Source organism: Devosia sp. (assembly GCF_036676215.1).
GTDB lineage: Bacteria > Pseudomonadota > Alphaproteobacteria > Rhizobiales > Devosiaceae > Devosia.
In genome coordinates this window covers 1-19,205 of sequence record NZ_JAKFDJ010000116.1, presented here as the reverse complement: position 1 = coordinate 19,205, position 19,205 = coordinate 1, and the positions used below count along the sequence as shown (strand labels likewise).

Genomic DNA, 19,205 nt, shown 5'->3' with positions numbered 1-19,205 from the left:
TCGGGTCCTTAAGACCTGAGGCTTTCATGGCCCCTCCTGGACGACATCCCGGCCGGGGCGACCCAATCCTCCTTTGAAAGGATATGTCCGATGTCGATTACTGCCGAACGCAAGACCGAACTGATTCAGGAATATGCAACCAAGCCGAACGACACCGGCTCGCCGGAAGTCCAGGTTGCCATCCTGTCGGAACGCATTGCCAATCTCACCGAACACTTCAAGGGCCATGGCAAGGACAATCACTCCCGCCGCGGTCTGCTGAAGCTGGTTTCGACGCGCCGCCGCCTGCTTGACTATGTCAAGAAGGTCGACGACGGCCGCTACAAGGCCCTGATCGAAAAGCTGGGTCTGCGCCGCTAACGCGCCGCTCTGAATTGCGGGTGCGGGGCCTTCCTCCGCATCCGCCTTCGCCCGTTCATTTGCCGTTCAAAGACGCGGCAAAAACGTGGCGATAAAGCGTAGACCGGCGGATGCCGGAGCATGGCAGGATTATTGGCCGCTCCCTTTTGCCTCACGCTCGCAAAATCATCTCGTTGGTTTTGATCTCGTGAGGCGCCCGGAAAGACCGGGGAGCTGCTTGTTGTCTTGCCCATGTTTCGACCTCGCCAGACCGAAACCGCGCCCGATTTTGAGCCCGGACCGCACATGGGGTGCGTCAAGGGTGCCGGCGCACCAGATGAGTTCGCGGGCCCGCTACGCCCCGCGTTCCCGCTCATCGGGCAGAATGGAAAGACGAAACACATGACGATCAATTTTGATCACCACAAGGTCGAGCTCAACTGGGGCGGCCAGCCCCTGACGCTCGAGACCGGCAAGATGGCCCGCCAGGCCGATGGCGCCGTGCTCGCCACCCTGGGCGAGACCGTGCTGCTGGCCACCGTTGTCAGCGCCAAGTCGGCCAAGCCTGGCCAGGACTTCTTCCCGCTGACCGTCAACTACCAGGAAAAATACTTCGCCGCCGGCAAGATTCCGGGCGGCTATTTCAAGCGCGAAGGCCGTCCGACCGAGAACGAGACGCTGACGTCTCGCCTGATCGATCGCCCGATCCGCCCACTGTTCCCCGATGGGTACAAGAACGAGACCCAGGTGGTCGTGACCGTTCTGCAGCACGACATGGAAAACAATCCGGACGTGCTTGCCATGGTCGCCGCCTCCGCGGCCCTGACCATTTCGGGCGTGCCCTTCATGGGTCCGATCGGCGCCGCCCGCGTCGGTTATGTCGATGGCCAGTATGTGCTGAACCTCGCCGTTGACCGTCGTAGCGAATCCAAGCTTGACCTGGTCATGGCCGGCACCGAAGACGCTGTGCTGATGGTTGAGTCCGAAGCCAAGGAACTGAGCGAAGAGATCATGCTCGGCGCCGTGATGTTCGGTCATGCCGAGAGCCGCAAGGTGATCCAGGCCATCATCAAGCTGGCCGAGCTGGCCGCCAAGGAACCCCGCGATTTCCAGGCTCCCGACTATTCGGCGCTGGAAAAGGAAGTTCTCGGCGTTGCCGAAGCCGACCTGCGCGCAGCCTACAAGATCACCGACAAGGCCCAGCGCTATGCTGCCGTCGACGTCGCCAAGAAGAAGGTCAAGGAAGCCTTTGCCGGTAAGGTCGAGGCCGGCGAGGTCTCGGGCGAAGCGCTCGGCGAAGTGATCCACAACCTGCAGGCCAAGATCGTGCGCTGGAACGTGCTCGACACCGGCTTGCGCATCGACGGCCGCGATCTCAAGACCGTTCGCCCGATCGTTTCGGAAGTCGGCGTGCTGCCCCGCACCCATGGTTCGGCGCTGTTCACCCGCGGCGAGACCCAGGCGCTGGTTGTTGCCACGCTCGGCACCGGCGAAGACGAGCAGTATATCGACTCGCTCGAAGGGACCCACAAGCAGAACTTCCTGCTGCATTACAACTTCCCTCCATACTCGGTGGGTGAAGCTGGCCGCATGGGCTCCCCGGGCCGTCGCGAAATCGGCCATGGCAAGCTTGCCTGGCGCGCCATCAACCCGATCCGTCCGTCGGTCGAAGAGTTCCCCTACACGATCCGTGTCGTGTCCGAGATCACCGAATCGAACGGTTCGTCGTCGATGGCGACCGTCTGCGGCACTTCGCTGGCGCTGATGGATGCCGGTGTGCCGCTGGCCCGTCCGGTGGCCGGCATTGCCATGGGCCTGATCCTGGAAGGCAAGAAGTTCGCCGTGCTCAGCGACATCCTCGGCGACGAGGATCACCTGGGCGACATGGACTTCAAGGTGGCGGGTACTGACGCTGGCGTCACCAGCCTGCAGATGGACATCAAGATTGCCGGCATCACCGAGGAGATCATGAAGATCGCCCTCGAGCAGGCCAAGGGCGGCCGTATCCACATCCTGGGCGAAATGGCCAAGGCCATCACCGCGTCCCGTTCGGAAGTGGGCGAGTTCGCGCCGCGCATCGAGACCATGAAGATCCCGACCGACAAGATTCGTGAAGTGATCGGCACCGGCGGCAAGGTGATCCGCGAGATCGTCGAGAAGACCGGCGCCAAGATCAACATCGACGACGATGGCACCATCAAGATCGCCTCCTCGGACGGCGCGCAGATCGAAGCCGCCATCAAGTGGATCCGCTCGATCACCGACGAAGCCGAAGTTGGCGCCGTCTATCAGGGTACCGTGGTCAAGACCGCCGATTTCGGCGCCTTCGTGAACTTCTTCGGCGCCAAGGATGGCCTGGTGCATATCTCCCAGCTGGCTGAACAGCGCGTTGCCAAGACCACCGACGTGGTCAAGGAAGGCGACAAGGTCTGGGTCAAGCTGCTGGGCTTTGACGAGCGCGGCAAGGTCCGCCTCTCCATGAAGGTGGTCGACCAGGCGACCGGCAAGGAAATCGCCCAGGGCGAAGCTGCAGCCGAGTAAGCAAACCGCAAGCATGCTGCCAGAAGGCCCGGAGCAATCCGGGCCTTTTGCTTGCGTTGCATACGGGCAACACTACCAGAGCCATCACATTGCTGCGAGGAACCCCTTGGCTGATCGCCCGTTTGGCGAGTGAGGCTTTCCTGCACTAGCGAAGCTTGAGGCCGCGGCTTAGGTCATTGGCCATACACACAATTTTGCGCCGATGCGCACCAGGGATACGCTTTGCTCTCTCGACGTTTGTTCATGATCGGTCTTCCCGCCGTGGCCCTCGCGGCCTGTTCCTCCACGCGCACACCGGTGGTGCAGGAACCCCAGATCGACCCCTATTATCAAGCCATGTATGGCGCGCTCCTCAATGAGGAATTCCCCATCGCGCCCATGGACTTGCGCCGAGTCGATCCGATGTGGTGGCGCCAGGAAGTGCCCTATATCACCGGCGAACGCCCTGGAACGCTGGTGGTCGATACGCCGGCCCGGTTCCTTTACCTGGTGCTCGAAAACGGCCGCGCGCTGCGCTATGGCATCGGCGTGGGCAAGGACGAATCGCTGGTGTTCCGCGGCACCGCCTCGGTCGGCCGCAAGGCCCAGTGGCCGCGCTGGACCCCGACCCGGTCGATGATCAAGCGCGAACCCGAACGCTACGGTCCCTATGCCGGCGGCATGGAAGGCGGCCTGCAAAACCCGCTCGGTCCACGCGCGCTCTATCTCTACAAGAATGGCGCCGACACGCTATTCCGCCTGCACGGCACCAATGAGCCCTACACCATCGGCACCAACGTGTCCTCGGGCTGCATCCGCCTGATGAACCAGGACATCATCGACCTCTATGCCCGCGTGCCAACCGGCGCCAAGGTGGTGGTCATCAACAGCCCCGCGGTCTCCGCTGCCGCGTTGTTCTAGAAATTTCCCGGGTCACTGCCGCGGCAGCGGGGAGCCTTGTTTCGGAATCCGTAGTCACCGAATCAAAGTTTGCCGCTGTCGCGACAATGACCCGGGATGTGAATGGCAAAAGGCCCGCTCGCTTGAGCGGGCCTTTTTGTTTGCTACGGCCTTCTGTTTGGGGGTACCCGGCACACTAGATACAAAAGGGCGCGGTTGGCACCGCGCCCCTTTGGCATTGTGATGGTCGGATAGCTTACAGCGAACGCTGGACCGTCTCGACGCGGAAGCATTCGATGACGTCACCGGCTCGCATGTCTTCGTAGTTCTCGAAGGCCATGCCGCATTCCTGGCCGGTCTGGACTTCCTTGACTTCGTCCTTGAAGCGCTTGAGCGTCTTGAGCTTGCCTTCGTGGATGACGACGTTGTCGCGGATAAGCCGCACGCCGGCGCCGCGTTCCACAATGCCCTCGGTGATCCGGCAGCCGGCGACCTTGCCGACCTTGGTAATCGAGAAGACCTCGAGGATCTCGGCATTGCCGATGAAGGTCTCGCGGCGTTCTGGCTTGAGCAGGCCGCTCATGGCATTCTTCACGTCATCCACGAGATCGTAGATGATGTTGTAGTAGCGGATTTCGATGCCGTCGCGGGTGGCGAGATCGGTCGCCTGCTTGTTGGCACGAACGTTGAAGCCGATGACGATGGCGTTCGATGCCGAAGCCAGGGTCACGTCGCTTTCGGTGATGCCGCCCACCGCACTCATCAGGATCTGCGCCGACACTTCGTCGGTCGAGAGCTTGTTGAGCGAGGCCACGATGGCTTCGACCGAACCCTGCACGTCGCCCTTGATGATCAGCGGGAACTTGGCGATGCCGGCAACCTTGAGCTGATTCATCATCTGCTCGAGGCTGGTGGCGCCGCCGCCAGCCGTCTTCTCGCGGATGGCGCGCTGACGATATTCGGTGACTTCGCGGGCACGCGCCTCTGTTTCCACAACAGAGAACCTGTCGCCCGCGCTCGGCACGCCGGTAAAGCCCAGCACTTCCACTGGCGTCGAGGGACCAGCTTCCTTGACCTGTTCGCCCTTGTCATTGATGAGGGCGCGAACACGGGCAAACTCGGTGCCGGCGACGAGAATGTCGCCGATGGCCAGGGTACCGCGCTGCACCAGCACCGTCGCAACCGCACCGCGACCGCGATCGAGCTTGGCTTCGATAACGAGGCCTTCGGCGCGGCCATCGCGGGCCACGCGCAGTTCGAGCACTTCGGCTTGCAGCAGGATGGTTTCGAGCAGCTTGTCGAGACCGGCGCGGGTCTTGGCGGAAACCTCGACATCCAGCACGTCGCCGCCCATCGATTCGACGAACACTTCGTGCTGCAGCAGTTCGGTCCGCACGCGGGTCGGGTCGGCGTCGGGCTTGTCCATCTTGTTGATGGCCACGATGATCGGAACCCCGGCCGCCTTGGCGTGCCTGATGGATTCGATCGTCTGGGGCATGACGCCGTCATCGGCCGCCACCACGAGTACGGCGATATCGGTCGCCTGGGCGCCACGGGCACGCATGGCGGTGAACGCCTCGTGGCCCGGGGTATCGAGGAAGGTGACCTTGGCGCCGTTCTTTTCGACCTGGTAGGCGCCGATATGCTGGGTAATGCCACCGGCCTCACCCGACACCACATTGGCCTCGCGGATCGCATCGAGCAGGCTGGTCTTGCCGTGGTCGACGTGACCCATAATGGTCACGACCGGCGCACGATCGGTCAGATCCTCGGCCTTGTCGTCGGCGGGGAGGTCATAGAGACCTTCTTCCACGTCGGCATCGGAGACGCGCTTGACCGTGTGGCCCAGCTCCCGTGCTATCAGCTCGGCAGTATCGGCATCGACCACGTCATTGATGGTTGCCATCGTGCCCTGCGCCATCAGCATCTTGATGACGGTGACGGAGCGCTCTGCCATGCGGTTCGCCAGTTCGGCGACCGTGATGGCCTCCGGAATGATGACTTCGCGGATGAGCTTGGGCGCTTCCTGCTGGTTGCGGCCCATTTTCTTGTCGCGACGGCGGCGCATGGCGGCAAGGGACGGGCCCTTGTCGCGATCGCTCTCGGAGCCAGCATTGGTCACCGTCAGGCGGCCACGCGCATTGCCGTCGTCAACCTTGCGGGTGGGACGTTCCGGCGCGGCGCGCGAGGCGCGGCGGGCATTTTCGAGTTCGGCTTCGGTCGTCGGTCGGGCCTGCGGCGAGCCGGTACGGATCTTGCGGCCGTCGGCTTCGTTGGGGCCTGCGGGCGGTACATTGCCGATCGGGGCCATGCCGGCACCGACCGGACGACGTTCGCCGGCGGGGCGCGTGGCCGTGCCCGAGGGACGGGCACCTGGAGCGCCGGGACGGGCGCCTGCGGCACCAGGACGGATCAGCGCGTTGGCGCCGCGTTCGCTTTCCGGGCGGGTATTGCCGCTGGACGGGCGCTCGCCAGCCGGACGGACGGCGCGCGGCGGCTGGCCCGGACGGCCGGCCACGACACGCACGCTGGACGGGCCGGCGGTACGCTGCGAGGCGGGGGAAGCGGCGGGCTGGTCGTCTTCAACCGGCGCGGTGGCCGCTGCCGGTTCGGCGGCAGCCTCCACTGGCGCGGCGCTGGCGACCGGCTCGTCGGCCGGAGCGGGAGCTTCGACCTCGACGCGGCGCTCTTCTTCCTGCCTGGCGGCCTCTTCGCGCACCTGGCGGCGGCGCGCATCATCTTCCATGCGACGCGCTTCCTCAGCGGCGAAGCGTTCCTGATCCTCGGCTTGGCGGGCACCGGCCAGGGCCAGCGCCTGGCGGCGAGCCTCGGCTTCCGCGGCCGACAGGCCAAGCGGCGCGCGCTGGGCCTGGGCTGGTCGGCCAGCGGCAGGCCGCTGTCCCTGTGACGGGCTGCCCGAAGTCGGCTGCGGGCGATGGGGAGCGCTCGGGGCATTAGGCTTGGGAACCAGGCGCGTGCGCTTCTCGACGACAACCGTCGATCGAGAAGGACCGCGCGACATGCCTGGACGGTTGCCCAGGCCTGGGCCGCCCTTCAATGTCAGCGTCTTCTTCGCGCCAGTGTCGTCGGTGCGCTTGTCGTCGTTATCAGCCATGTATCTCGCGTCTTTCGTCGGTGGCCTCGGGCAAAAGGTCACCGTCAACCGCAGGGCGGTCGGTGTCCTTTTCCGTCGGTTTGGCAGTATAAAGGGCCAGTCTACGGGCCTTTTCCACTGCCGCTTGGGCTGCCGCCCCTCTCGTGAGGGCAGCATGTATCACATTTTCCAGCCCGAGTGCCAAACCCATTTGCTCTGAGGAGAGCAATTCGAAATGGGGCACGTCGAAGCCGTGGATTTCTTCTTCTTCCGCCGCGTAATGCAACGCCTTGAGCGGGCCGACCATCTTGCTGCGGCCATCCTCGGCGGCATCGGTCGCCGTGATCAGGGCAATGAGCTTGCCCGTGTCGATCAGCGCCTTGACCTTGGTGGCGCCGAAGGTCAGCTGGCCGGCCTTGCGGGCCATGCCCAGCGCATTGAGATAGCGCTGCTGCAGCCGCAATTCGGTCAACCCCGGCAGGTCGTCGGGCAGCTTGACCTCGGTCTGGAGGCTCCGGGCAAAGACCTTCTTCTTGACCGCCTGGGTCACGGCGTCGCGGCTGAGACTGATCCAGACGCCCCGGCCCTCGGCCTTGGCTTCGGTATCAGGCACCAGCACGCCATCGGGCCCGAGTACGAAACGAATTAACTCCGCCACGGGCCTTTCGGCCCGTGTCAGTGCGCACATCCTGGTCGTTTCCTCGCGTCGGGCCATCAGGTCCCTCGCTCCGAAACGGCCTAAGCCGTCGCCTCTTCGGTGACGTCGCCATCACCTTCGATTGGCGGCAGATCTTCCTCGTTGATCCAACCAGCCTTGATGCGAGCCTGCATGATCATGTCCTCAGCTTCCTCGCGGCTCACCGGGAAATCCTTGAAGGTGCCTTCGAAGCGCTTGGTCTCGCCGTCCTTGCGCTCGCTCCAGCCGATCAGGTCGTCCGAGGCGCAGCCGGCGAAGTCTTCGACGTTCTTGACGCCGTCCTTGCCCAAGGCAACCAGCATGGCGGCAGTGAGGCCGGGGATCTCGTAGAGTTCGTCCTCGACGCCGAGCTTCTTTCGCTCTTCGTCATGGGCCCGATCGATCGCCGCCAGATATTCGGTGGCGCGGTTCTGGATTTCTCCGGCGGTCTCTTCGTCGAAACCTTCGATCGACGCAATCTCGTTGGCGTCGATATAGGCCAGTTCCTCGACCGAGGAGAAGCCTTCCGAAGCCAATAGCTGGGCAACCATCTCGTCGACGTCAAGGGCCTGCATGAACAGGCTCGAGCGTTCGGAGAATTCCTTCTGGCGACGTTCGCTTTCTTCCTGCTCGGTCAGAATGTCGATATCCCAGCCGATCAACTGGCTGGCGAGGCGCACATTCTGGCCGCGGCGGCCGATGGCCAGCGACAGCTGTTCATCAGGGACAACCACTTCGATGCGCTCGGCCTGCTCGTCGAGCACCACCTTGGCGACGTCGGCCGGCTGCAGCGCCGAAACCACGAGATCGGCGATGGTGTCGGTCCACGGGATGATGTCGATCTTTTCGCCCTGGAGTTCCGCGACCACGGCCTGGACGCGCGAACCACGCATACCGACGCAGGCGCCGACCGGATCGATCGAGCTGTCGGAAGAGGTCACTGCGATCTTGGCGCGCGAGCCCGGGTCACGGGCAATGGAGCGGATGGTGATGACGCCATCGTAGATTTCCGGCACTTCCTGCATGAACAGCTTGGCCATGAACTGCGGATGGGTACGGCTGAGGAAAATCTGCGGGCCGCGCTGTTCGCGGCGCACGTCATAGACATAGGCGCGGACGCGGTCGCCATAGCGGAACATTTCGCGCGGGATCAGCTCGTCGCGGCGGATGATGGCTTCGCCACGACCCAGGTCGACGATCACATTGCCATATTCGACGCGCTTGACCGTGCCGTTGACGATCTCGCCGATGCGGTTGAAGTACTCATCATACATGCGCTCGCGCTCGGCATCGCGCACCTTCTGCACGATAACCTGCTTGGCCGACTGTGCGGCGATGCGGCCGAATTCCATCGGCGGCAGCGGCTCGGTCAGGAAGTCGCCAACCTGGGCTTCGGGCGACTTGATCCGGGCGTGCTTGAGATCGATCTGGCGGCTGGTCTCTTCGACTTCCTCGACGATTTCCAGCAGGCGCCACATGCGGGTTTCGCCCGAGCGCGGGTTGATCTCGACCTTGATCTCGGTCTCAGCGCCATAGCGGCCCTTGGCAGCCTTTTCCATGGCGTCCTGCATCGCCTCGATCACAACCATGCGGTCGATCGACTTTTCGCGGGCAACAGCATCTGCGATCTGCAAGAGCTCAAGACGGTTCGCGCTAACGGCCATTTAGTGTGTCTCCTCGGAGATAGAATCGTCGTCGTCATTGGCGAGCTCGACCGTCTCGGTCTCGTCGTCGTCGATGGGGTGGGCTTCCTGATCGATGCGCGCCTTTTCCATGAGCGCATCGGTCATCACCAGCTTGGCTTCGGCCAGGGTGGCGAAGAGCAGGCGGTGGTCCGGATCGGTCCCGGCAGGGGCGTCAGGCAGGGTGATGGTCACCGCTTCGTCGTCCACCGCCTTGATGAAGCCGCGAAAACGCTTGCGGCCGTTGATCATGTCGGCCAGCTCGATCTTGGCTTCGTGACCCAGATGGGCGGCGAAGTCGCGCTTGCGCACCAGCGGCCGGTCGATGCCCGGCGAGCTGACCTCGAGATGATATTCGCGATCGATCGGGTCTTCCACGTCCAGCACCGGCGAGAGATCCTTGGAGAGGGTCTCGCAGTTGACGATGGTGAAGCGCCCGTTTTCGTCTTCGGCCATGATCTGCAGCGTCGTGCCGTTTTCCTGGGTGATCTTCACCCGGACGAGCGAGAAGCCCAGGCCATTGGCCACCGGTTCGACGATGCGGGAAATGCGGGCCTCGAGGCCCGTTTCCTTGATGTAGCGCTGTTCGGTGAGGTCGAAACTCATCGGTCCCTTGGGTAATAAAAAAGAGCGGGGCCGGGCGGCTCCCACTCTGCAAGATGCTAGAGATGTTGGCGCTTATATAGCGCGAAACCGGGCAAGCTGCAAGGGCACGCCTATTTCTCCCAGGTGACGCTGGCGACGTCGGCGCCCAGCCCCTCCAGGGCCGCACGCAGGTCGGCAACCATGGCGTCCGGCCCGCAGAGATAGAAATTCTGGTTGAAGTCGGTGATGTGGCTTTTGAGGAAGGCAACGTCAATCCGTTCCTGCAGCAGGTCGGATTTGGGGTCGTCGGTAACCGTCCACAGCACCTCGAGCCCCGCCATGGCCTCGAACTCTTCGCGCAGGATGATGTCGCGCTCGGTCTTGTTGGAGACGATCAGCCGGTTGCCGGGGAGCCCGCCGCTGGCGTTGAGGTGCCGCAGGATGGCGATGAACGGCGTCACGCCCGCGCCGCCGGCGATGAAGGTGCCCGGTCCCTGGTACTGGATCGTGCCCCAGACATCGCGCAGCAGCAGATAATCACCCGCCTCGCAGCCCCAGAGCGCGTTGGTCACGCCCGGATGGTCGCGGTAGCTCTTGATGGTGAATTCCAGCGTCGGCTCGTCAGCCAGCGACGTGAAGGTGAAGGGCCGCTTCCTGTCGCGCCAGTCCGGCTTGTCGATGCTCACTTCGGTGGCCTGGCCGGGGCTGAAGTGAAAATCTTTCGGTTTTTCGACCCGATAATGCCGAACATTGTGCGTGACCATTTCGATCTTCAAAATCTGCACCCGAGTAGGCATGGCGGTCTCCTTTGCCGGGGATGGACGGAGTATCGCCCCTTGGCGCGGTGCGGGCAAACCCCCGGCCTGCCGGAGCGTTGCCGCGATGAAACCCGGTGGCGCAGAGGAAACCAAGGTACCGCAGAACCCCTTGATTTCATTTGTAAAACTCTAGAGAAGAGGCGCCGGACTTCAAGGGGCAGAATCTGTAAATCGTCACTTGAGGGTGCCAGGGGGCGCGATCATCTGTGGTGTGTTCAAACGAAAGGAACATCTGAAATGATCAAGAACAGCATTATTGCCCTGGTTACCGTTGCCGCGCTGGCCGGTGTCGCCGTTCCCGCCTTCGCCGAAGGCGACGCGTTCGGCGATGGCTCGGGCGAAATGAGCGACTTTGTTGCCGACTCCATCGTCAACCGTCTGCAGGCACAGGGCGTCAACGCCACCGATGTCGAGGAATGGGGCGGGCTGATCCGTGCCTTCGTCGTCCTCGAAGATGGCAGCCAGGCGATGCAGCTCTATACACCCGGCCTGCTGGAGCCCGTAGCGCTCTAGTCCATGCCCTGGCGCCGCCGGTTCGCTGGCGGCGCCCGTAGTTCTATTCGGCGTGGACGAGCCTGATGGCAGGCTCGCCCCCCGAAGCATCAAAGCGTTCCCGGGCCGCCAGCACCTGGTCGCGGTTGCGTTCGGCAAAGAGGCGCAGGCTATCGGCCAGCTGCAGCAATTCCCGGCCCAGCTCGGTCAGTTCGTAGTCGACGCGCGGCGGAATGGTCGCGAACATGGTGCGGGTGACGAAGCCATCGCGTTCCAGCTCGCGCAGGGTAATGGTCAGGGTTTTCTGGGAAATCCCGCCCACCCGCTTGATCTCGTTGAAGCGCAGCGTTTCGTGGCGCAGCAGGGTGACCACCGTCAGCGTCCACTTGCCGGGTCTGACCATCAGCACATCATTTTCGTGCTGGCTGGCGGCGGAAAGAGCGGACATGGCGAACCTCGGAAAATCTGGGTCGAGGTTGGCATATGGGGCGCCGATGCGGCGCTTCCAGTGGTAGTTGCCATTAAACTTTGACATGACTGCCATTCAAGGCAGTGACTAAACCCGCGTGAAACTGAAGTAAAAGCTGACCAGCCGCCCCTCGCGGCGGGCCTTCTGCTCGTAACGCGTGGCCTGCCAGCCCGGATAGGGCTCGTGCCAGCCACCCGGCTTTTCCGGCGCGAAACGGAAGGCCGGCGCCCGCACAATATGAGCCAGGGTCCAGTTGGCATAATCTTCGATGTCGGTGGCGAAGTGGAAGACGCCACCCGGCCGGATCACCCGCGCCAGTTCGGCCAGCGTGGTGGGCGAGACGAAGCGCCTTTTGTGATGGCGTGTCTTGGGCCAGGGGTCGGGATAGAGCAGATAGACTTCATCGAGCGAGGCATCAGGCAGTTCCACGAGCAGCTTGAAGGCATCGTCGGTGAAGAGGCGGATATTGGTAAGGCCTTCGGCGGCGATGGTCTGCACCATCTTGCCGATGCCACCGGTAAACACCTCGCAGCCGATATAGCCGGTGTGAGGGTGTCGACCGGCTTCGAGCGCCAGATGCTCGCCGCCACCATAGCCGATTTCGACGATGATCCTGCCGGCGTCGGGGAAGAGTTCACGCGGGTCCAGTGTGCCGGTGAGCCTGACTTCCAGATCCGGCAGGGTGGCGTCGAACACGGCCTGCTGGCCGCCATGCAGCTTCTTGCCGGAACGCCGGCCGAAAAAGGCCCGCGGCTCGCCTGAGCGGGTCTTGGGAAGCTGGTGGTCTGGCTTGGTCATCAATCTCACATCGTCAAAAAAAGAACCTCGCCCCCGACGCAGCGGGGACAAGGTCCATTGTAGCAGGCATAGACCCGAGGGGGACTACTTCACGGCGGCCTTGAGGGCGCTGACCAGATCGGTCTTTTCCCAGCTGAAGCTGCCATCGCGACCGGCCTTGCGGCCGAAATGGCCATAGGCCGAGGTCTTGGCATAGATGGGCTTGTTGAGATCGAGATGGGTGCGGATGCCGCGCGGGGTCAGGTCCATCACCTTGGCCAGTGCGAGCTCCACCACTGCCTCGTCCACCGTACCGGTGCCGTGCAGGTCTACATAGATCGAGAGCGGCTGCGCCACGCCGATGGCATAGCTGAGCTGGATGGTGGCGCGATCGGCCAGGCCAGCGGCGACGACGTTCTTGGCCAGGTATCGTGCCGCATAGGCGGCCGAGCGATCCACCTTGGTCGGATCCTTGCCCGAGAAGGCGCCGCCACCATGGGGAGCCGCGCCACCATAGGTGTCGACAATGATCTTGCGGCCGGTGAGGCCCGCATCGCCATCGGGACCACCGACGACAAACTTGCCGGTCGGGTTGACGTGCCAGACCGTGTCCTTGGTGATCCAGCCTTCGGGCAGAGCTTCGCGGATATAAGGCTCGACGATCTGGCGCACGTCGGCCGAGGTCAGGGTCTCATCCAGATGCTGGGTCGACAGCACGATCTGGGTGACGCCGACCGGCTTGCCGTCTTCATAGCGCACGGTGACTTGGCTCTTGGCGTCCGGTCCCAGCTTGCCGGCCGCACTATTATTGGCCTTGCGGGCGATGGTCAGGGTCTCGAGAATCTTGTGCGCGTAATAGATTGGCGCAGGCAGCAGTTCGGGGGTCTCGCGGCTGGCATAGCCGAACATGATGCCCTGGTCGCCCGCGCCCACATCCTTGTTGCCCGCCTCGTCGACGCCCTGCGCGATATCGGCCGACTGGCCGTGCAGCAGCACGTCGATGCGGGCGGTCTTCCAGTGAAAACCGGCCTGCTCGTAACCGATGGCCTTGATGGCCTTGCGGGCCGCCGATTTGAACTTACTGGGATTGACCACCGGGTGACCGGCGGCATCGAGCACGATCTTGCCGTCCTTGCCCTTCTTGAGCAGGGTTTCGGGCACGCGCACCTCGCCAGCAATCACCACCCGGTTGGTGGTGGCCAGCGTCTCGCAGGCGATGCGCACCTGGGACGGATCCATGCCGGCCTTCTTGGCCTCGCGGAACACCAGGTCGACGATTTCATCGGAAATCCGGTCGCAGACCTTGTCCGGATGACCCTCGGACACCGATTCGGATGTGAAGAGATAAGAAGACCGCGCCACCCAAAATCCCCTGAACTTGTCAAAAACCACTCAAAATGAGCAATTCTGAGGGGGTTGTGACACCCAAAGCCCAACCGGTCAAGCGGGATATAAAGAAAGCTTGATATGTTGGAAGGCGGTTTGGGAGCATGGTTTGGCGGGCGTGCGGAAGCACCGCCTGCAACGCGGTTGTCAAAGATGGACGGACCCCGAGGCGGTGACCGCCTCTGAGTAAATAAATATGAGACGACAGCCGCCTCGGGGTGCCGGGATTTGTGGCGCGCAGACTCTGGCCGGGCCTCGCCCAACACTTCCGCTTGCCCGAGCAGGAGCACGATCCCCTACCCCCCGACTGTCGCTGCGCCATTGGCCGTGCACGCCGTCTCTGCGCAGCAATGGGGGCAGTATAGTGCAGACTGGAGGGGCGGGGATAAGTTGGGGACGATCTTCCTTCTCCCCTTGCGAGAGAAGGTGCCCCGAAGAGGCGGATGAGGGGATCTGCGTCGTCCACAAGAATCAAAGCATGGGAGGGCGCAATACCCCTCACCCTGGCATTTCCGCTGAACGCGGAAATGCCCCCCCTCTCCCACAAGGGGAGAGGGGGGGAGCATCGAGGGTGGGTACAGGGCTTCAACGACCTTGATGACATCCGGCCGAGAAGCGACCGCCCTTATCCAACCCGCTTGCTGCGACCGCTGCGGCTGGCGGCGAGCGAGATCAGCAGGCCGGCCAGCAGCGCGATCAGCAGTGGCCAGTGGCGGACCTGGCTGAATACCGTGCTCGCCAGCCGCTCATGCGGGCGCACGTCGAGCGCCGCCATTTGCATGGGGGGCAGCTGAGCGGTGATGCGCCCCAGCGGGTCGGTGGCGAAGGTGAGGCCCGAATTGGCGGCGCGAACCAGGCTCATGCCTTCCTCGACGGCGCGGATACGGGCGTGGTGGGCATGCTGGGCCGGACCGATGGAGCCGTCGAACCAGGCGTCATTGGTGATGTTGAACAGGAATTGCGCGCCGGCCGTATCGCCCAGGTCGCCGGAAAACAGGATCTCGTAGCAGATCAGGGCCAGCAGGGAGGGCGTTGCGGGCAGGCTCATCAACCGCCGCCGCGCGTCACCATGGGACCAGCCCTCGGCGCCCGGCACGAACTGCTTGATGCCCAGCCGCGCGAAGAATTCGCCATAGGGCAGGAATTCGCCGAAGGGTACGAGATGGGACTTGTCGTAGGAGGCGATGACCTCGCCATTGGTGTCAATGGCCAGCACAGCATTGAAGGGCGGCCCTGACGCTTCGGTGGCACCGGGCTCATATTGCTGGCGCGGCGCCCCGGTCAGCAGCGTCGTTCCCTCCGGCAACAATCGGGCGATGCGGGCCAGCGCCTCGGGATAGGTGGCGAGGAAAAACGGCAGGGAGGATTCCGGCCAGACCAGGTGGGTGATGTCGGCGAGGCCCTGGTCGGCGGGGTCCATGCGCATATCGCTCAGCATCAGCAGACGATCGATCAGCGCCACGGGGTCGACATTGCCGAAATCGGCATGTTCGTAAACCAGGGGCTGTACCAGGCGCAGGGCGCTGTCGGTGCGTTCGGTAGCGACGGTGCCGGCAAGGCGATTGTAGCCATAGCCGAGCTGGCCGGCGATGACGGCAAGGCCGATGAAGAAGGGCAGCAATCGCCGCGACAAGCTGCGATTGTCGGCTGGCCAGATCAGGGCCGGAGTCATGGCGAGCAGTGCTGCGACCAGGGTCAGACCATAGATGCCGATGACCGCGGTGATCTGCATCATCTCGTCGGTCGGGGTCAGCGCATAGCCCAGGAGGTCGAAGGGAAAGCCCGTCAGCACATGGCCACGCGCCCATTCGGCCATGGTGAGGAAAGTGGCGAGCGTGACGATGCGCCAGGGGCCGTGGCTCCAGAACAGATGCGCCAACGCGCTGGCCAGGCCCCAGAAAAAGGCGATCAGCGCCGCCAGTGCCAGGATGGCGAAGGGCATGAGCACCAGCATGACGCCGCCATCGACGAAGAAGGCGGCGCCCAGCCAATGGAAGGCCACGGTGAAATAGCCCCAGCCAAAGGCGAAGCCGATGGCAAAGGCCGGGCCGAACAGCAGGCGCCAGCCGCGTTGGCGCTCGGCGCCATCGAGGCACCAGACCCAGACCGGGAAACTGACGAACAGAGCCGGCACAATGAAAAGCGGCGGCACGGAGAGGCCGGCGATAGCACCCGCCAGCACCAGCAGCAGGAAGCGGCGCCAGCCATGGCTGAGCATGGCAGTCTCGGCCAGCCAAGTCATCGGAAGTATTTCGGCGAATCAGGGTGCATGCCGGCAAGGTCGCTGCGGGGACGAGGGGCGTCAAGGCGGTGGACTCGGCGCCGTGTCGGCGCTAGGAGGCAAAGAGGCCCCCTCATCCGCCCTTCGGGCACCTTCTCCCACGGGGGGAGAAGGGGAGCGCCGCGTGCGGTGGATCGCATGCAGCGCGACACGGTTCGGGGGCGGGAGCCAGCGTGCCTGATATTTCGCCCATCACGCTTGCCATCGATACCGCCGCGCCGCGCCTGCAACTGGGGCTGTTGCTGGCCGATGGCCGGATGGATGTGTCGGTTGACGAGATCGCGACCGGCCATGCCGAGCTGATCTTCGAACGGATCGCCGCGCTGCTGGAGCGCAACGGGCTTGGCTATGGCGAGCTGGACCGCGTGGTGACCACGACCGGGCCGGGATCGTTTACCGGGCTGCGCATCGGGCTTTCGGCAGCACGCGGCATCGGGCTGGCGCGCACCATTCCCGTGGTTGGGGTATCGAGCCTGGTAGCGCTGTCACTTGCGGCGACGGGGCCGACGACGGTGCTGCTCGATGCACGGCGCGGCGAGGCCTATCTGCAGGTTTTTTCGGGACCGGGCGAGGCGCTGACTGGCGGCGCGATCATGCCGATGGAGCAGGCACGGGCGGCCGTGCTGGCTGGTTCGGCGCTGATCGAATCCGCTATTGTCGATATCGCGCTGGTGGCCCGCTATGGCGCAAGGCTAGACCCTGCTAGCCATCCGCCCGAGCCGAACTATATCCGCGACGCCGATGCCAAGCCGCAGACGGCGGCGCGAATCGAAAGGCTCGGGACATGATCAAGCTGTGGATGGCCCCTGCGGGCCTGCATATCGAGCCGGGCCGGATGGAAGATGCGCGGGAGCTGGCACGCATTCACGCGCTTGGTTTTTACCGGGGCTGGCCGGTGGGCGAGTTCGAGAGTTTCCTGGCTGACGAGACGACGCCGGTCTATGTGGCCTGCGACGCAAGGCGGCGCATCGCGGGCTTTGCGCTGATCCGCGTCGCCGCCGACGAGGCGGAACTGCTGACCATTGCTGTCGACCCCAAATGGCGCGGCAAGCGTATTGGCCAGGCATTGCTGCGCGCCGCCTTCGACGACCTGCTGCTCAGCCCGGCGCGCCGCATGTTTCTTGAAGTCAGCGAGGACAATGGGGCGGCCATAAAGCTCTATTCTCGCGAGGGCTTTGCCACCATTTCCAGCCGCAAGGGCTATTATCCCAAGCCGGATGGCAGCCAAGCGACCGCGCTTGTCATGGCGCGCGATCTTGGGTAACCCGGTCTGACCGATGAACCGGGGAGCGTGGCGTGAGCAAGAGCCAGACGGACCCAACGCTGGAGGAAGCCTGCGTCGCCAAGGGCATGCGCATGACCGACCAGCGCCGCGTGATCGCCCGGGTGATCGAGGCGGCCACCGACCATCCCGATGTCGAGGAACTCTATCGACGGTCCTCGGCCGTGGATGACCGCATCTCGCTCTCCACCGTCTACCGCACCGTCAACCTCTTCGAGGAGGCGGGGCTGGTGACCAAGCATGACTTCAAGGACGGGCGGGCCCGCTTCGAACTCATTCCCGACGAGCACCACGACCACCTGATCGATATCCGCAGCGGCGCTGTCATCGAGTTCCGCAATGAGGAGATCGAGGCCATCCAGGAGGTGATTGCCAAGCGGCTGGGCTATCGCCTGGTCGACCATCGGCTCGAGCTCTATGCCGTGCCGATCGAGGGAACCGGCAAGAGCCGAAAGTGATCGTCCCGAGCGAAGGCTAAAACTTTAGCGGGTAAGCCTAACGCCGGCTTGTGCTTGGTCCTTAAGACTTTGTTAGCTATCACCGCCCTCCATCCTGGAGGCAAAAATGGCTTGGGAAATACTGGCAATCTGGGCAATCGTGATCCTGACGATCACCTGGTTCGTGCGCGACGAGAAGCGGCTCAATGCTGAACTCGCCGTGGCCCGCGCGGCGCGCTACTATGCCCACGCACCCAAATATCGCCATGCATCGGTCAAGGCGACTGACGGTGCGGCGCCGACACCGCCCCGCCGTACCGGCGGGCTGACCGAGACGCAGCGCGCCTTTCTCAAGGCCTGGAAGCGCTAGGATGTTCCGGTGCTGCCCAGATTGGCCTTGAGCCGGGCGATAATGTCCGCGGCCTTGACCATCAATGCCATATCGATGTCAGCCTCGCTCGCGTCCGGGGCCACATCGGCCCATACCGGAATGGCCAGTTCGTGAGTCTGTTCGCGTGCCCCCACGGTCTCGGACAGGACGGCGCGCACATGGCCAGTCATGCGCCCTGCCAGGCGCGGATGCGCCTGCTTGTCGCGCACGGTGATATCGATCAGCTGCAAAGTCATTCCGGCCCCTGAGGGAGCCCCCAGCCGAAACGCATAGTCTGGCGTGGTTCCCAAGACGTTAACGGGCGTCTCAGGACATGGGATCTCCACAGTCGGTAATGCCGCAGAACCGTTCGGGTTCCATACGAAGGCTAAACCTTGACGGGATGCTCGACCCGGCCGGCATCGCCGAAAATGCGGATATAGCGCGCAATTTCCTCCGGTGTGCCGGTGGCCTTGGCCGGATTGTCGGAGAGTTTGACCGCCGGGCGGCCATTGGCCTCGCTGACCTTGGCGACGATCGAGATCGGATCAAGCCCGGGATTGGGGCCGTCCGGCGCGCAGCCCTCGAAATCATTGGTCAGATTGGTGCCCCAGCCGAAGGCCATGCGCACCTTGCCGTCGAAATGCAGATAGGCCTCCTCGATCATGTCGACGTCGAGGCCATCGGAGAAGATCAGCAGCTTGTCGCGCGGATCGCGACCGCGGCTCTTCCACCAGGCAATGATGCGCTCGCCGCCTTCGATGGCCGGGGCCGAATCGGGGCGGAAGCCGGTCCAGTCGGCCACCCAGTCGGGCGCGGCGCGCAGGAAGGCATCGGTGCCGAAGGCATCGGGCAGCACGATCTTGAGATTGCCGCCATAATAGCTCTCCCAATCGGTCAGCACCTGATAGGGCGCGGCGCGCAGCGCGTCCTCGCTCTTGGCCAGGGCGGCCAGCACCATGGGCAGCTCATGAGCATTGGTGCCCAGCGCCTCGAGGTCGTTGTCCATGGCGAGCTTCACATTGGAGGTGCCGGTGAAATTGTCGCCAATGCCTTCCTTGAGCGCCTCGACGCACCAGCGCTGCCAGAGGAACGAG

General features: G+C 63.7%; 18 protein-coding genes and 1 pseudogene. 8 read left to right on the top strand and 11 right to left on the bottom strand.

Annotated elements, in window-relative coordinates:
* The first annotated feature begins 90 nt into the window (after positions 1–90).
* The 3 genes from rpsO (at position 91) to V6M52_RS10935 (ending at position 3,780) form a co-directional block, all read left to right on the top strand.
* Positions 91–360 (top strand): 30S ribosomal protein S15, encoded by a 270-nt coding sequence (gene rpsO / locus V6M52_RS10945; RefSeq protein ID WP_332689841.1) that lies wholly within the window; start codon positions 91–93, stop codon positions 358–360.
* A 381-nt stretch (positions 361–741) separates the two neighbouring features.
* Positions 742–2,880, top strand: coding sequence for a polyribonucleotide nucleotidyltransferase (gene pnp / locus V6M52_RS10940; RefSeq protein WP_332689838.1), 2,139 nt, complete (start codon positions 742–744; stop codon positions 2,878–2,880).
* A 243-nt stretch (positions 2,881–3,123) separates the two neighbouring features.
* The gene (locus V6M52_RS10935; protein ID WP_332689835.1) at positions 3,124–3,780 is read left to right on the top strand and encodes a L,D-transpeptidase; all 657 of its coding nucleotides are present in this window, start codon (positions 3,124–3,126) and stop codon (positions 3,778–3,780) included.
* Between the two features lie 235 nt (positions 3,781–4,015).
* Here V6M52_RS10935 and infB read toward each other — a convergent pair whose 3' ends face one another.
* From infB to V6M52_RS10910, 5 genes are all read right to left on the bottom strand, one after another.
* Entirely contained in the window at positions 4,016–6,874 is a 2,859-nt protein-coding gene (gene infB, locus V6M52_RS10930) for a translation initiation factor IF-2 (RefSeq protein ID WP_332701042.1), read from the bottom strand.
* Complete coding sequence (locus V6M52_RS10925; protein WP_332689829.1) at positions 6,867–7,568, bottom strand: RNA-binding protein; 702 nt, start codon at positions 7,566–7,568, stop codon at positions 6,867–6,869. The genes infB and V6M52_RS10925 overlap by 8 nt, the downstream gene beginning before the upstream one ends.
* Before the next feature lie 23 nt (positions 7,569–7,591).
* Positions 7,592–9,193 carry a transcription termination factor NusA gene (nusA, locus tag V6M52_RS10920; RefSeq protein WP_332689826.1) on the bottom strand — a complete coding sequence of 534 codons (1,602 nt, stop codon included), beginning with the start codon at positions 9,191–9,193 and terminating at the stop codon, positions 7,592–7,594.
* On the bottom strand, positions 9,194–9,817 hold the full coding sequence (rimP, locus tag V6M52_RS10915; RefSeq protein WP_332701041.1) for a ribosome maturation factor RimP: 624 nt from the start codon (positions 9,815–9,817) through the stop codon (positions 9,194–9,196).
* Between the two features lie 110 nt (positions 9,818–9,927).
* Positions 9,928–10,593: an FAD-binding oxidoreductase gene (locus tag V6M52_RS10910; protein WP_332701040.1), complete on the bottom strand. Its 666-nt coding sequence runs from the start codon at positions 10,591–10,593 to the stop codon at positions 9,928–9,930.
* 258 nt (positions 10,594–10,851) lie between these two features.
* Here V6M52_RS10910 and V6M52_RS10905 point away from each other — a divergent pair, with 258 nt between their 5' ends.
* Complete coding sequence (locus V6M52_RS10905) at positions 10,852–11,127, top strand: hypothetical protein (protein ID WP_332701039.1); 276 nt, start codon at positions 10,852–10,854, stop codon at positions 11,125–11,127.
* Between the two features lie 43 nt (positions 11,128–11,170).
* Here V6M52_RS10905 and V6M52_RS10900 read toward each other — a convergent pair whose 3' ends face one another.
* The 4 genes from V6M52_RS10900 to lnt all read right to left on the bottom strand — a co-directional run bounded on the left by V6M52_RS10900 (position 11,171) and on the right by lnt (position 15,980).
* A complete protein-coding gene (locus tag V6M52_RS10900; RefSeq protein WP_332701049.1) occupies positions 11,171–11,554 on the bottom strand; it encodes a winged helix-turn-helix transcriptional regulator in 384 nt (127 codons plus the stop codon).
* A gap of 108 nt (positions 11,555–11,662) precedes the next feature.
* The gene (gene trmB / locus V6M52_RS10895) at positions 11,663–12,373 is read right to left on the bottom strand and encodes a tRNA (guanosine(46)-N7)-methyltransferase TrmB (RefSeq protein WP_332701038.1); all 711 of its coding nucleotides are present in this window, start codon (positions 12,371–12,373) and stop codon (positions 11,663–11,665) included.
* Positions 12,374–12,457: 84 nt separating this feature from the next.
* Positions 12,458–13,714, bottom strand: coding sequence for a methionine adenosyltransferase (gene metK / locus V6M52_RS10890; RefSeq protein ID WP_332701037.1), 1,257 nt, complete (start codon positions 13,712–13,714; stop codon positions 12,458–12,460).
* 649 nt (positions 13,715–14,363) lie between these two features.
* Complete coding sequence (lnt, locus tag V6M52_RS10885) at positions 14,364–15,980, bottom strand: apolipoprotein N-acyltransferase (protein WP_332701036.1); 1,617 nt, start codon at positions 15,978–15,980, stop codon at positions 14,364–14,366.
* A gap of 212 nt (positions 15,981–16,192) precedes the next feature.
* Here lnt and tsaB point away from each other — a divergent pair, with 212 nt between their 5' ends.
* From tsaB to V6M52_RS10865, 4 genes are all read left to right on the top strand, one after another.
* Complete coding sequence (gene tsaB / locus V6M52_RS10880) at positions 16,193–16,807, top strand: tRNA (adenosine(37)-N6)-threonylcarbamoyltransferase complex dimerization subunit type 1 TsaB (protein ID WP_332686507.1); 615 nt, start codon at positions 16,193–16,195, stop codon at positions 16,805–16,807.
* Positions 16,804–17,283, top strand: coding sequence for a ribosomal protein S18-alanine N-acetyltransferase (gene rimI, locus V6M52_RS10875; RefSeq protein WP_332686509.1), 480 nt, complete (start codon positions 16,804–16,806; stop codon positions 17,281–17,283). The genes tsaB and rimI overlap by 4 nt, the downstream gene beginning before the upstream one ends.
* 86 nt (positions 17,284–17,369) lie before the next feature.
* A complete protein-coding gene (locus V6M52_RS10870) occupies positions 17,370–17,759 on the top strand; it encodes a Fur family transcriptional regulator (protein ID WP_332686519.1) in 390 nt (129 codons plus the stop codon).
* Positions 17,760–17,865: 106 nt separating this feature from the next.
* Complete coding sequence (locus tag V6M52_RS10865) at positions 17,866–18,108, top strand: hypothetical protein (RefSeq protein WP_332686511.1); 243 nt, start codon at positions 17,866–17,868, stop codon at positions 18,106–18,108.
* On the opposite strand, the gene V6M52_RS10860 is transcribed toward V6M52_RS10865, so the two are convergent.
* Both V6M52_RS10860 and V6M52_RS10855 read right to left on the bottom strand, forming a co-directional pair.
* Positions 18,105–18,365, bottom strand: coding sequence for a hypothetical protein (locus V6M52_RS10860; RefSeq protein WP_332686513.1), 261 nt, complete (start codon positions 18,363–18,365; stop codon positions 18,105–18,107). The two genes, V6M52_RS10865 and V6M52_RS10860, sit on opposite strands and share 4 nt — an antisense overlap.
* Positions 18,366–18,496: 131 nt before the next feature.
* Positions 18,497–19,205, bottom strand: a pseudogene (locus V6M52_RS10855) (nicotinate phosphoribosyltransferase); the annotation flags it as partial.